13 protein-coding genes are annotated in these 13,258 nt (G+C 68.7%); 12 read left to right on the forward strand and 1 reads right to left on the reverse strand.

Annotated elements, in window-relative coordinates:
- Positions 1 to 14: 14 nt before the first annotated feature.
- The 6 genes from HNP48_RS19130 to HNP48_RS19155 are packed head-to-tail and all read left to right on the forward strand — an operon-like array spanning position 15 to position 6,058.
- Positions 15 to 1,490: an aldehyde dehydrogenase family protein gene (locus HNP48_RS19130; protein ID WP_184859897.1), complete on the forward strand. Its 1,476-nt coding sequence runs from the start codon at positions 15 to 17 to the stop codon at positions 1,488 to 1,490.
- Positions 1,491 to 1,512: 22 nt separating this feature from the next.
- Positions 1,513 to 2,406, forward strand: coding sequence for an extradiol ring-cleavage dioxygenase (locus HNP48_RS19135; protein ID WP_184859899.1), 894 nt, complete (start codon positions 1,513 to 1,515; stop codon positions 2,404 to 2,406).
- The gene (locus tag HNP48_RS19140) at positions 2,403 to 3,347 is read left to right on the forward strand and encodes a fumarylacetoacetate hydrolase family protein (RefSeq protein WP_184859907.1); all 945 of its coding nucleotides are present in this window, start codon (positions 2,403 to 2,405) and stop codon (positions 3,345 to 3,347) included. The genes HNP48_RS19135 and HNP48_RS19140 overlap by 4 nt, the downstream gene beginning before the upstream one ends.
- Positions 3,348 to 3,374: 27 nt before the next feature.
- Positions 3,375 to 4,373 (forward strand): Bug family tripartite tricarboxylate transporter substrate binding protein, encoded by a 999-nt coding sequence (locus HNP48_RS19145; protein WP_184859909.1) that lies wholly within the window; start codon positions 3,375 to 3,377, stop codon positions 4,371 to 4,373.
- 10 nt (positions 4,374 to 4,383) lie between these two features.
- Positions 4,384 to 5,199, forward strand: coding sequence for a 2-oxo-hept-4-ene-1,7-dioate hydratase (gene hpaH / locus HNP48_RS19150; protein ID WP_184859911.1), 816 nt, complete (start codon positions 4,384 to 4,386; stop codon positions 5,197 to 5,199).
- A 10-nt stretch (positions 5,200 to 5,209) separates the two neighbouring features.
- Positions 5,210 to 6,058 (forward strand): aldolase/citrate lyase family protein, encoded by an 849-nt coding sequence (locus HNP48_RS19155; RefSeq protein ID WP_184859913.1) that lies wholly within the window; start codon positions 5,210 to 5,212, stop codon positions 6,056 to 6,058.
- 8 nt (positions 6,059 to 6,066) lie between these two features.
- On the opposite strand, the gene HNP48_RS19160 is transcribed toward HNP48_RS19155, so the two are convergent.
- The gene (locus HNP48_RS19160; RefSeq protein ID WP_184859915.1) at positions 6,067 to 7,893 is read right to left on the reverse strand and encodes a tetratricopeptide repeat protein; all 1,827 of its coding nucleotides are present in this window, start codon (positions 7,891 to 7,893) and stop codon (positions 6,067 to 6,069) included.
- A 134-nt stretch (positions 7,894 to 8,027) separates the two neighbouring features.
- Between HNP48_RS19160 and HNP48_RS19165 the strand changes: the two genes are divergently transcribed.
- The 6 genes from HNP48_RS19165 (at position 8,028) to HNP48_RS19190 (ending at position 13,257) form a co-directional block, all read left to right on the forward strand.
- Positions 8,028 to 8,765 (forward strand): endonuclease/exonuclease/phosphatase family protein, encoded by a 738-nt coding sequence (locus HNP48_RS19165; protein ID WP_184859917.1) that lies wholly within the window; start codon positions 8,028 to 8,030, stop codon positions 8,763 to 8,765.
- Positions 8,765 to 9,985 (forward strand): cardiolipin synthase ClsB, encoded by a 1,221-nt coding sequence (gene clsB / locus HNP48_RS19170; protein ID WP_184859919.1) that lies wholly within the window; start codon positions 8,765 to 8,767, stop codon positions 9,983 to 9,985. The genes HNP48_RS19165 and clsB overlap by 1 nt, the downstream gene beginning before the upstream one ends.
- Positions 9,986 to 10,147: 162 nt before the next feature.
- Positions 10,148 to 10,876 (forward strand): GTP cyclohydrolase I, encoded by a 729-nt coding sequence (folE, locus tag HNP48_RS19175; RefSeq protein WP_184859921.1) that lies wholly within the window; start codon positions 10,148 to 10,150, stop codon positions 10,874 to 10,876.
- A 2-nt stretch (positions 10,877 to 10,878) separates the two neighbouring features.
- Positions 10,879 to 11,301 carry a BLUF domain-containing protein gene (locus HNP48_RS19180; protein ID WP_184859923.1) on the forward strand — a complete coding sequence of 141 codons (423 nt, stop codon included), beginning with the start codon at positions 10,879 to 10,881 and terminating at the stop codon, positions 11,299 to 11,301.
- 208 nt (positions 11,302 to 11,509) lie between these two features.
- On the forward strand, positions 11,510 to 12,391 hold the full coding sequence (locus HNP48_RS19185) for a DMT family transporter (protein WP_184859925.1): 882 nt from the start codon (positions 11,510 to 11,512) through the stop codon (positions 12,389 to 12,391).
- Positions 12,391 to 13,257, forward strand: coding sequence for a DUF429 domain-containing protein (locus HNP48_RS19190; RefSeq protein WP_184859927.1), 867 nt, complete (start codon positions 12,391 to 12,393; stop codon positions 13,255 to 13,257). The genes HNP48_RS19185 and HNP48_RS19190 overlap by 1 nt, the downstream gene beginning before the upstream one ends.
- Position 13,258 lies beyond the last annotated feature (1 nt).

Raw genomic sequence — 13,258 nt, forward strand, 5'->3', positions numbered from 1 at the left:
TGGAGAAACGCCCCGTGAGCACCGAGACCCTGAACGTCGCCGGCATTGCCGTGTCGCCCCACCACTACATCGACGGCCAGCGCGTGGCGTCCGAGATGCGCTTTGACCTGCACTCGCCCATCGACCAGTCGCTGCTGGGTCGCATCAGCGAGGGTTCGCCCGCCCATGTGGACGCGGCCGTCAGCGCTGCAGCGCGCGCCTTTCCGGCCTGGAGCGCGCTCACGGCCGCAGAGCGCAAGCCCTACCTGGACCGCTTTGCCGCCGAGATCGGCCAGCGCGCCGAGGCCTTCTGCACGCTCGAATCCAACGACGCCGGCGTGCTGCTCTCGCGCATGAAGCATGGCGTGGTGCCGCGCGCCATGCTCAACATCACCTGGTTCGCCGAGCATGCGCTGACCCTGCAAGACCGCCCCATCGAGACCGAGCAGGCCACCCACATCGTGCGCCACGATCCGGCCGGCGTGGTCGCCATCATCACGCCCTGGAACGCACCGCTGATGCTGGCCACCTGGAAGCTCGGCCCGGCCCTCGCCGCAGGCAACTGCGTCATCGTCAAGCCGCCGGAATGGGCGCCGCTCACCAGCAGCCTGCTGGCCGACTGCGCGCACGCGGCCGGCCTGCCGCCCGGGGTGTTCAACATCGTGCAGGGCGCGGGTGCCAGCACCGGCGCGCGCCTGGTCAGCGACCCGCGCCTGGCGCGCATCTCGTTCACCGGCTCGGTCCCCACGGCCAAATGGATCGCGCAGTCGGCTGGCGCCAACCTCGTGCCCTGCAGCCTGGAGCTCGGCGGCAAGTCGGCCTTCATCGTGCTGGAGGACGCCGACATCGACAACGCCGCTGCCACCGGCGCGCTGATGTACCGCAATGCCGGCCAGGTGTGCCTGGCGGGCACGCGCTTCCTGGTGCACCGCAAGGTGCACGATGCCTTCGTGGCGGCACTGCGTGGCTATGTCGAGAAGCTCACCGTGGGCGATCCGCGCGACGAGGCCACCGAGGTCGGCCCCATCATCCACCCGCGCCAGGTTGAGCGCGTGCACGGCTTCGTGCAGCGCGCCGTGGCCGATGGCGCCACACTGCTGTGGGGCGGCGCACACCACCCTTTCGGCGCGCAGTACTACCAGCCCACGCTGCTCACTGGCGTGCGCCAGGACAGCGAGATCGTGCAGAACGAGGTCTTCGGCCCCGTGCTCACGCTGCAGACCTTCGACAGCGACGAGGAGGCCATTGCCCTGGCCAACGGCACGGACTACGGCCTGGGCGGCGTGTGCTACGGCGCCACGGAGCACGCCAGCGCCGTGGCGCAGCAGGTGCGCACCGGCTTCATCTGGGTCAACAGCTTCGGCATCCGCGACCTGGCCGCGCCCTTCGGCGGCATCAAGCGCAGCGGTGTGGGCCGCGAGGGCGGGGACTGGAGCTTCGAGTTCTTCTGCGACGTCAAGGATGTCGTGGTCCCGAAGAAACCCTTCCGTGCCAGCTTCAGCCACCGCTAACCACATTCAAAGGAGATACACCATGGGAAGCATCGTTGGCGCCGCCATCGTCTCGCACCACCCCGGCCTGATGCAGTGCGAGGAGTTCCGCGTGCTGCAGGGCGCGGGGGCCGATTCGGACCTCATCCCCGGCTATGCGCGCCTGCGAGAGCGCATCGAGAAAGCCCGGCCCGACGTGGCCATCATTTTCGACTCGCACTGGTTCACCACCGGCTACCACCTGGTGGACGGGGCGCCGCGCTACCAGGGCATGTTCATTTCGGACGAGATGCCCTGGTACCTGCATGGCGTGCCCTACGACTACCGGGGCCACCCGGACCTGGCGCTCCAGATCGAAGCCGTGTCGCGCGAACAGAAGGGCTACAACCGGGTCATCAACCACCCCGACCTGGGCAAGCAGTACGCCACCATCAACCTGGTCAAGCACCTGCGCCTGGAGCGCAGCGACACGCCCGTGGTCACCGTGAGCTCGTGCCAGAACTGCGACTGGCGCCACTTCCTGAAATCGGGCGAGGCGATTGCCGAGGCCGTGCGCCGCAGCGACCTGCGCGTGCTGCTGCTGGCCTCGGGCGCGCTCAGCCACAAGTTCAACCCCATCGACTGGAAGCCCAATCACCCGCGCATCTTCCACGAGAGCAATGTCTCGCGCCCCGAGAACGTGGTGAGCGACAAGGGCGCCATCGCGCTCATGGAGCAGGGCCGGCACGACATGGTGCTGGAGCGCTGGCAGGACGAGTACCGCAAGATGCCCTGGGAGGCCTTCGGCGCCCACTACCTGCAGATGCTGGGTGCCATGGGCGGGGCCGACTGCCGCGCGCGCGGCGTGGCCCTGTCGGAGTACGAGAACGCCCGCGGCACGGGCAATGTGCACATGTGGTTCGACGGTGAACAGGCGACGGCAGAGGTGGCGGCATGAACTTCGAATTCCCGATCACTGAACTGCCTGCCGTGATGCGCGGCCCGCGCGTGGAGCGCCGCCGTGTGCTGGCGGGCGGCAGCGCCTGCTGGGGCACCATCGTGGAAGAGGGGGCGCAGCAGGGCCTGTTGCGCCTGGACGATGGCCGCGTGGTCGACCCGGCGGCCGTGCAGCACCTGCCGCCCGTTTCGCCCAGCAAGATCATCGCGGTGCACATCTCCTACAGCTCGCGCAGCTTCGAGACGCGCAACCAGCCCAAGCCCACCGAGACGCCGACCTACTTCACCAAGCCGCCGACCTCGGTCAACGGCCATGGCTGCGAGATCCACAAGCCCGCCGACAGCCAGTACCTGAACTACGAGGGCGAGTACGCCGTGGTCATCGGCAAGACCTGCCGCAACGTGCTGCCCGACGAGGCCTGGGACTACATCGAGGGCTTCTGCCCTGCGCTCGACATGGGCCTGCAGAACTACCGCGACACCGACCAGGGCAGCATGCTGCGCGTGAAGGGGGCGGACACGCTGCTGCCCATCGGCCCGGGCATCGTGCGTGGCGTGAACCTGTTCGAGCAGACGCTGCGTACCTACCGCAATGGCTTGGTGGTGCAGGAGGCGCACATCGGCGACGAGACCATCTGGGGCCCGCACTACGTGGTGGCCGACATCGCGCGCCACATCACCCTGGTGCCGGGCGATGTGATCCTCATGGGCACGCCCTGCCACTCGCGCTCGGTCGACCCGGGCGATCGGGTGGAGTGCGAGATCACCGGCCTGGGCCGCCTGGCCGGCACGGTGGTTGCCATCGCCGCGCCGCGCGCCTCGGCCCTGGGCGTGGGCCACCAGCCCACCGACAGCCCCGAGGTGCGGCGCGTGGCCTGCGGTTTCGACGAGCGCGTGCCCGAGCATTTGAAGGCCAACTACCGGCAGGCCGCGAAGCCATAACCCACAACGAAAACCCGGAGACAACGCATGACGACATCCTCGCCCACCCCTTCCCGCCGCGACATCCTGCAGCTGGCCCTGGCCGGTGCCGCAGGCACGCTGCCCTTCATGGCCCAGGCCCAGGCCATCGACACCGTGAAGATCCTGGCCGGCTTTGCCGCCGGCGGCACGGTGGACACCCTGGCGCGCCGCGTGGCCACCCAGATCACGGGCGGCTACGCCAAGTCGGCTGTGGTGGAGAACAAGACCGGCGCGGGCGGGCAGATCGCCATCACCACGCTCAAGGCCGCCCCGGCCGACGGCGCCACGCTGCTGGCCACGCCCATGTCCATGCTGGGCATCTACCCCCATACCTACAAGAAGCTGCCCTACGACCCCGTGGCCGACGTGACCCCGGTCTCGCTGGGCGTGGTGTTCGACATGGGCTTTGCCGTGGGCCCGCAGGTGCCCGCATCGGTCAAGACCGTGCCCGAGTTCCTCGATTGGTGCAAGGCCAACCCCACGGGCGCCAACTTCGGCTCGCCCGCACCGGGCTCGGTGCCGCACTTCGTGGGCGAGCTGATCAGCCGCGCCGGCAAGGTGGACATGCGCCACGTGGGCTTTCGCGGCTCGCAGCCGGCCATCCTGGACCTGCTGGGCGGGCAGATCGCGGCCGTCTCGGCGCCCGTGGGCGAGTTCTTGCCGCACCTGCAGGGCGGCAAGATCCGCGTGCTGGCCACCTCGGGCGCCACGCGCAACAAGTTCATGCCTAACGTGAGCACGCTGATCGAGCAGGGCTACAAGGACATGGCCTACAACGAATGGTTCGGCTTCTTCCTGCCGGGCAAGGCGCCGACCGAGCTGGTACAGAAGGCCAACGCCGCCATCCGCACGGCGCTGGCCGACAAGGATGTGGTCGCCGGGTTGGCCGCCATGGGGCTGGAGGCGCGCTCGTCCACACCGGCCGAGCTGGCGGCGCTGCTCAAGGCCGATGGCGAGCGCTGGGGGCCCATCGTGAAGGCCATTGGCTTCACCGCAGAATCCTGAGGACGCACCGATGCTTGACGACGCACTGATCCAGCAACTGGCCAGCGAACTGCACCAGGCCGAGAAGACCCGCGTGCAGGTGGAGCATTTCTCCAAGCGCCACCCCGGCATGACGGTGCAGGACGGCTATGCCATCTCGCGCGCCTGGGTGGCGATGAAGATCGCCGAAGGCCGCAGCGTGCGCGGCCACAAGATCGGCCTGACCTCGCGCGCCATGCAGGTCGCCAGCCAGATCACCGAGCCCGACTTCGGCACCCTGCTGGACGACATGTTCTTCGCCGAGGGTGGCGACATCCCCATGCAGCGCTTCATCCTGCCGCGCGTGGAGGTGGAGCTGGCCTTCGTGCTCAACAAGCCGCTGCGCGGCGAGCCGGGGCGCCCGCCCGTGAGCATTTTCGACGTGCTGGCCGCTACCGAATACGTGGTGCCCGCCATCGAGATCATCGACGCACGCATCGAGCAGCACGACCGCCACACGGGCGTGATGCGCAAGGTCTTCGACACCATCTCCGACAACGCGGCCAATGCCGGCATCGTCACCGGCGGCCGCCCCGTGCGGCCCGATGCCGTGGACCTGCGCTGGTGCGGCGCATTGCTCTACAAGAACGGGGTGATCGAGGAGTCGGGCCTGGCGGCGGCCGTGCTCAACCACCCGGCCACGGGCGTGGCCTGGCTGGCCAACAAGCTGGCGCCCTATGGCGAGGGGCTGGCCGCGGGCGAGGTGGTGCTCGGGGGCTCCTTCACGCGTCCCGTGGCGGCTGCAGCGGGCGACACCTTCCATGCGGACTATGGCCCGCTGGGCAATATCGCGTTCCGTTTCGTCTGAAAGGCTGGCTGTGCAGACACCGGTGAACACCTTCAAGCAGGCCCTGGCGGCGCGCACACCGCAGATCGGCCTGTGGTTCGGCCTGGCCAGCGGCTATGCGGCCGAACTCGTGGCGGGCGCGGGCTTCGACTGGCTGCTGCTCGACGGCGAGCACGCACCCAACGACGTGCCGCGCCTGCTGGAGCAACTGCAGGGCGTGGCCAGCGCGCGCGCCATGCTGGGCGCCGGCCCACACCCGGTGGCCCGGGTGCCCGTGGGCGATACCGCGCTGATCAAGCAGTACCTGGACATCGGCGCGCAGACCCTGCTGGTGCCCATGGTGGACACGCCCGAGCAGGCGGCCCAACTGGTGCGTGCCATGCGCTACCCGCAGGACGACGGGCAGGGCGGCATCCGCGGCATGGGGGCGGGCCTGGCGCGCGCCTCGCAATGGATGCGCTACCCGGGCTACCTCCAGGAGGCCAATGCCCAGGTGTGCCTGCTGGTGCAGGCCGAGAGCACGCTGGCCATCGAGAACCTGGATGCGATTGCCAGCACGCCGGGTGTGGACGGGGTCTTCTTCGGCCCGGCCGATCTGTCGGCCAGCATGGGCCATGTGGGCAACCCGGGGCACCCCGCGGTGCAGGCCGCCATCGAGGATGGCATCCGCCGCGTGCTGGCGGCGGGCAAGGCGCCCGGCATCCTCATGGCCGATGAGCAGCTGGCGCGCCGCTACCTGGAGCTGGGCGCGGTGTTCGTGGCCGTGGGCGTGGACACCAGCGTGCTGGTGGCGGCCACGCGCGATCTGGCGGCGCGCTACGGGCGGGCGCTGCACTCCGCGCCTTTGCAACCCGCTGCGGGCGCTTCGGTCTATGGCTGAAAAGGCCCCTACAGCGGCCGCAGCCTGAGCTTTTCCGCCGGGTCCGGGACTTCGGGCGCGGGCACGCCGAGGATCTCGTCGATGGAGGGCTCATCGGGCATATCCAGGATGTCGTCCGCCGTGAGCTTCTTGCTGGCTGCGAGGGTGTTCAGCGCCGCAGTGGTGGCGGCCGCCGCAGCCGCAGCCGCCGCCACGGCTGGCGCGCGCGTGCGTATCACCACCCCGCCAGGGCGGCGATCGCCATCCTGCCCCAGCACCGCGCGGGTGGGCGCATTGCCGCAGCGCGCGCGCACCGCCTCGACACTCTCCTGCAGGGCCTGGGCATCGGGGATGCGCTCGCGGTGGCGCTGCAGCACCTGCTGGGCCATGTCGGCCAGCTTGGCATTCAGGGTCGTGCCGGCCTGGTGCAGCAGGGCGCGCACGGCGCCTTCGGCATCGCCGGCCAGGCTTTGCGCCATGGCTTTCTCGGCCGTGCTGTTGATTTCCGGCAGGCAGCCGCGCACGATATCCGCATAGGGCGGGTGCATGTTGCAGGCGTTGGCCATCAGTTCCGTCAGGCCGCGCGTGTTGGCGTAGCGCATGCCGAGGGCGCGAATCCAGTTGTCGCCATCGGACAGGTCGATGGAGGTGGCGCCGAGCACGGAGAGCAGGCTGGCCAGGTTGCTGGCTGCCTCGAAATCGAAACCGGCCTCGTCGATCTCGCGCGCCATGTTGCGCACGGCGGCCACTGCCGCCGAGAACTGCCGCTGCTGGATGAGTTGCAGGGTGCGCGCGATATCGGCCAGGCGCTGCACGCGCTGGCTCTCGGCATGGCGCTCCAGGATGCGCCCGAAATCGGCCACGCAGCGCTCGATGCCCTTGCGGTCGTTGTCCGCGAAATAGGAGAAGGCCAGCAGCACCAGGGCCTGGAAGTCGAACAGCTTGGAGTCGACCCCCAGCAGGGCCGCGCGTGCCAGCACGCTGGAGGCCGTCTTGCGGTCTCCCATGTAGAACGACATCATGCCCAGCTTCTGCAGGCGCACCACCGAGTCGGGGGTGAGCGCGCTGGCCGTGCGGTAGGTCTCTATGGCATCGGCAAAGTTGCCCAGTTCGACCTGGGCGCGGCCCAGCACGTCATAGGCATCGGCGAATGAGGCGTCCTCGCCGATCAGCCCCTGCAAGGTGGTGATGGCGCGCGTGGCCTGGCCCGACTCGATCTGCGCGCGCGCCACGCCGAGCTTGGCCCAGGGCAGGGCACGCGCCGCGATCACGGCCTCGAACAGGGTGCGTGCCTCATCGTGCCGACCCAGGCGCAGCAAGAGCTCTGTGCCGATGCGCGCGGCGTACAGCCAGTAGGGCTTGCGGGCCTCGAAGCGTTCCACGCACAGCTGCGATGCCTGTTCGAAATCCTCCTGCTCGATGGCGTCGAAGATCGGCTTCAAGTGGATCTTGCGCAGGCGCGCCAGGCTCAGGCGTTCAAACAGGGCGCTGGGGGTGAAGGGCTTGAGCAGGTAGCCGTCGAGCGCCGACTCGGCGGCCTCGGCCACGGCGGCATACGAGGCCTCGGCCGTGACCATGAAGAACACGGTGGAAAACGGCAGCATCTGCGCCCGGCGCAGGTCGTCGAGCAGGGTCTGGCCCGACTGGCCGGTCTCTGCAAAGAACTGCTCGCACAGCACATAGTCGAAGACCGTGTGCTCCAGCCGGCTGCGGGCGTCGCGCACGCGGCTGCACTGCACGATCTTGGTGACCCCGTACTCGCGCAACTGCCCGACCAGAATGCTGCGCGAGGTGGCATTGCTGTCGATGATCAGCGCCAGGCTCTCTGGCGGATCCGGGTCTTTGCCTGTGGCCATCCGAGGGGCTCGTGGTGGGGTAAAGGTAACAATCTGTGTTTCAAGCACAGTGTATGCCTGCCAGCGCCATTCCGCGATGCGGGAAACCCGCCCCGCCTCGCCAAGTGTCTGTTGCTTGCGACACAATCGGCGCCATGGACAACACGGACATCCTGCGGGTGGCGACCTACAACATCCACAAGGGCGTGCAGGGCATCGGCCCGGCCCGCCGGCTGGAGATCCACAACCTGGGCCATGCGGTCGAGCAGCTCGATGCCGACATCGTCTGCCTGCAGGAGGTGCGCCGGCTGAACCGCCAGGAGGCCCGGTATTTCCAGCGCTGGCCCGAGCTGCCCCAGGCCGAGTACCTGGCGCCCGAGGGCTACGAGGCGGTCTACCGCACCAATGCCTTCACACGCCACGGCGAGCACGGCAATGCGCTGCTCTCGCGCTGGCCCGTGATCGGCCACCAGCACGAGGACATTTCCGACCACCGTTTCGAGCAGCGCGGCCTGCTGCATGTGGAGGTGGATGCCCATGGCCGCAACATCCATGTGATCGTCGTCCACCTGGGGCTGATCCCGGGCAGCCGCATCCGCCAGATCGAGCGCCTGCAGCGCTTCATCGAGCGCGAGGTGCCCGGCAACGCGCCGCTGGTGGTGGCTGGCGACTTCAACGACTGGGGCCTGCAGGTCAAGCGCATGCTGGCGGGCTTCGGCCTGTACGAGTTCGAGGAGCCGCGGGCCTTCACCTACCCGGCGCGCCTGCCCCTGGTGCAGCTGGACCATGTCTACGTGCGCGGCCTCACGCCCCTGTCGCTGCAGGTGCCGCGCGGGCGCATCTGGTGGCGCATGTCCGACCACCTGCCCCTCATTGCAGAGTTCCGGCTCTGATGGCCCAGAACCCGGCCCTGGCCGCCGACCACCGGGTGCGCCTGCTGCAGGGCGCGCAGGAGCTGTTTCCCGCACTGGTCGAGGCCATGGACGCGGCGCTGTCGGACATCCAGTTCGAGACCTACATCTTCGATTTCACCGGCAGCGGCGCCAGCGTGGCCGAGGCCCTGGAGCGGGCCGCCCGGCGCGGTGTGCGCACCCAACTGGTGGTGGATGGCGTGGGTACGGGGGCCTTGCCTGACGGGTGGGCGCGGCGTTTTGCGTCCGCAGGGGTGCAGGTGCGTGTCTACTCGCCGCTGGGGCCACTGGGTCTGCTGCTGCCGCAGCGCTGGCGCCGCCTGCACCGCAAGCTGTGCGTGGTCGATGGCTGCGTGCTGTTCTGTGGCGGCATCAATGTGCTGGACGACCTGCACGACCCCAACCATGGCGCGCTCGCGGCACCGCGCTTCGATTTCGCCGTGCGCGCCACCGGCAGCCTGGTGGCGCTGGCCAGCGACACCATGGACCAGCTGTGGTGGCGCATGCAGGCCCTGCGCGACATGCGCGAGCGCCGCCTGCCCGAAGCACTGCAGGCCTTGCGCGCGGCCAGTGCCGCAAGGCATGCGGCCGACGAGGTGGCACAGCAGGGCCCGGCCATGCGTGCCGCGCTGCTGCTGCGCGACAACGTGCGCCACCGCAGCCGCATCGAGAAGGCCTACCGCCGGGCCATTGGCGGGGCGCGGCACGAGGTCATCATCGCCAACGCCTACTTCATGCCGGGCGGCAAGCTGCGCCGTGCGCTGCTGCTGGCCGCACGCCGCGGCGTGCGCGTGCGCCTGCTGCTGCAGGGGCGCTACGAGTATTTCATGCAGTACCACGCGGCGCGGCCCGTGTATGGCGCGCTGCTGGCGGCGGGCGTGGAGATCCACGAGTACGCGCCGAGCTTCCTGCATGCCAAGGTGGCCGTGGTCGATGCGCTGGGCGAGCGGCCCTGGGCCACGGTGGGTTCGTCCAACCTCGACCCGTTAAGCCTGCTGCTGGCGCGCGAGGCCAATGTGGTGGTCGAGGATGCTGCCTTTGCCGCCGACCTGCGCGAGCGCCTGGTGCAGGCCATGCAGCAGGCGGGCCGGCGCATGGAGCCGGCGCGCTATGCGGGCCGGCCGCTGGGCCAGCGGGTGCTGGACCAGGTGGCCTATGCCTTGATGCGCCTGGCTCTGTGGGTGACGGGCAAGCGGTACTGAAGCGGCCGCTGGCGGTGATGGCGACGCAGGTTTCATGCGTATTGCGCGGTATGGGGCGGTTTTTGCTATGCAAATAGGAGCTTGATCCCGATGCTGGCTGGGCGGCAGCTCCGTAAAACCTTGGCTGGGCGGTGAGCGGCGTTCACTGTTACGATGCCGGGCATGTCCAGTCCCACTGCAGCCGATATGACGACCACCCCGCCGGACGACGAAGGCACGCCTGTTTCCGTCAAGATCCGAGAGCGCCTCAAAACCGCGCGCAAGCGTTTCAACGCCAACGACAACATCGCGGAGTTCATCGAGCCGGGCGAGCTGGAAAAGCTGCTGGACGAGGTCGAGTCCAAGATGCAGGGCGTGCTCGACAGCATGGTGATCAACACCGCAGGCGACCACAACACCCGCAACACGGCCCGCCGCGTGGCCAAGATGTACCTCAACGAGGTGTTCAAGGGCCGCTACGTCACGCAGCCGCCGATCACCGAGTTCCCCAATGCAGAGCACCTCAACGAGCTCATGATCGTGGGGCCCATCACCGTGCGCAGCGCCTGCAGCCACCATTTCTGCCCGGTGATCGGCAAGATCTGGATCGGCGTGATGCCCAACGAGCACACCAACGTGATCGGCCTGTCCAAGTATGCGCGCCTGGTCGACTGGGTCATGGGCCGCCCGCAGATCCAGGAAGAGGCCGTGGTGCAACTGGCCGACCTGATCATGGAAAAGACCCAACCCGACGGCCTGGCCATCGTGATGGAGGCCAGCCACTTTTGCATGTCCTGGCGCGGTGTGCGCGAGATGGACAGCAAGATGATCAACTCCGTGATGCGCGGCGTGTTCCTCAAGGACCCGGCCCTGCGCCGCGAATTCCTGTCCCTCATTCCTGGAAAGAACTGACCATGCTCGTACGCCTGCTCTATGCCAGCCGCGCGGTGGACACCTCCCCCGCCGCCATCGAGGCCATCCTTACCCAGTCGCGCCAGCACAACCCGGGCAGCGGCATCACCGGCGTGCTGTGCTACGGCGGAGGCATCTTCCTGCAGGCCATCGAAGGCGGCCGTGCGGCGGTGAGCGATCTCTATGGCCACATCCAGCGCGACCCGCGCCACAAGGACGTGGAGCTGCTGCACTACGAGGAGATCACCGAGCGCCGTTTCGGCGGCTGGACCATGGGCCAGGTGAACCTGTCCAAGATCAACCATTCCATCCTGCTCAAGTACTCCGAGAAGCCCGAGCTCGACCCGTATGCGGTGTCAGGCAAGGTGTCGTTCGCGCTGCTCGAAGAACTGATGGCCACGGCGTCCATCATTGGCCGCGCATAAAAGTGGGGCGCTTGGCTACTGCGCGGCCTGATCTCGCGCCTGCGGTACTTGCCGCACGGGAGTGCGGCTGCGTTCCTCAACGCAAGCTCAGGCCGCTCGCTACGCCAATCACTCCCACTTTTTCCTGATGGCATAGCCGTTGGTACTCCAGGCCGCAGCTGCCAGCGCGCTGCGGCCTTTTGCTTTTCTTTTTCCTGCATTTTTCACCGTGACCCTCAATGCCTTCGGCCTCATCATCCTGGCGGGCCTGATCCACGCCTGCTGGAACATCGTGGCCAAGAAAGCGGGGGGCGATTCGCGCTTTGCGTTCTTCACCTCGGTGCTGATGATGCTGTTCTGGGCGCCGCTGGGCTGGTACCTGGGGCGCGATGTGGTACCGCTGTGGGGGCCCATGGAGTGGGGCTTCGTTGCAGCCAGCGGGCTGCTGCACGTGGGCTATTTCGTCATCCTGCTGCGCGGCTACAGCAAGGCCGACCTGACCGTGGTCTACCCGCTGGCGCGCGGCTCGGGGCCGCTTTTGTCCTCGCTGGTGGCGATCACGCTGCTGGGCGAGCGCATCTCGGCGTTGGGCGTGGCCGGCATCGCGGGCGTGGTGGGGGGCGTGTTCCTGATCGCGGGCGGGCCCGGCCTGCTGCGCGCTGCGCACGACCCGGCCGCGCGCGAGCGCGTGCACAAGGGCATGCTGTACGGCCTGCTCACGGGCGCCTTCATTGCCAGCTACACGGTGGTCGATGGCTATGCCGTCAAGATCCTGCTGATGTCGCCCATCCTCGTGGACTACATGGGCAACTTCGTGCGCGTGTTCCTGCTCGCGCCCGTGGTGCTGCGCGATCTGCCCACGGCCGGGCAATTGTGGCGCGCGCAGTGGCGCTTTGCGTTGTTGGTGGCGGTGGTCAGCCCCGTGGCCTATGTGCTGGTGCTCTATGCGATGAAAGAGGCGCCCATGTCCCATGTGGCGCCGGCGCGTGAGGTGTCCATGCTTTTTGCCGCGCTGATAGGCGGCCATCTGCTGGGCGAGGGCGACCGTGTGGCGCGCGTCTGCGGTGCGGTGTGCATCGCCGCCGGTGTCACGGCCTTGGCGCTGGGGTGATGGCGGTGCTCCTTGGCTGCGATTTTTCGAGCAGCCCCACGCGGCGCAAGCCCGTGGTGCTGGCCCTGGGCCGGCGCGAGGGTGCCCGCGTACAGCTGACCGAACTGGTGCGCCTGGAAACGCTGGCCGCCGTGGGCCGCTGGCTGGCCGAGCCGCGTGTCTGGGTGGGCGGCTTCGACCTGCCCTTCGGCCTGCCGCGCGAGCTGCTGCAGACCCTGGGCTGGCCCCTGCAGTGGCATGCCAGCATGCAGCACTACCGCACGCTCACGCGCCCGCAGATCCGCGAGGCCTTCGCGGCCTTCTGCGATGCACGCCCCGTGGGCGGCAAGTTCGCGCACCGTGCGACCGATGGGCCCGCGGGCTCCAGCCCGTCGATGAAGTGGGTGAACCCACCCGTGGCCTACATGCTGCACGCGGGCCTGCCGCTGCTGCTCGACGCCGGCGTGCACCTGCCGGGCCTGCATGCGGGCGACCCCACGCGTGTGGCGCTGGAAGCCTACCCCGGCTTGCTCGCGCGCGAGGTGCTGCAGCGGCGCAGCTACAAGAGCGACGACGTGGCCAAGCAGACGCCGGAGCGTTTGATCGCACGCAAGGACCTGCTGACCGCGCTGGAGCTGGGGCAGACACGCTTGGCCCTGCGTCTGAAGCTCACCCATGCCCAGCGCGATGCCCTGGTGGCCGACGCCAGCGGCGACAGCCTGGACGCCGTGCTGTGCATGCTGCAGGCCGGCTGGGCCGAGCAACGCCATGCCGAGGGCGATGCGCTCTATGGCCTGCCGCCCGGGCTGGACCCGCTGGAGGGCTGGATCGTCACCGCACCCATGCCCCTGGTTGAAGCAGGGGTGGAGAAGCGCGCCCCACAATAGG

The organism is Acidovorax soli (assembly GCF_014207955.1).
Classification (GTDB): Bacteria; Pseudomonadota; Gammaproteobacteria; order Burkholderiales; family Burkholderiaceae_C; genus Acidovorax; species Acidovorax soli_A.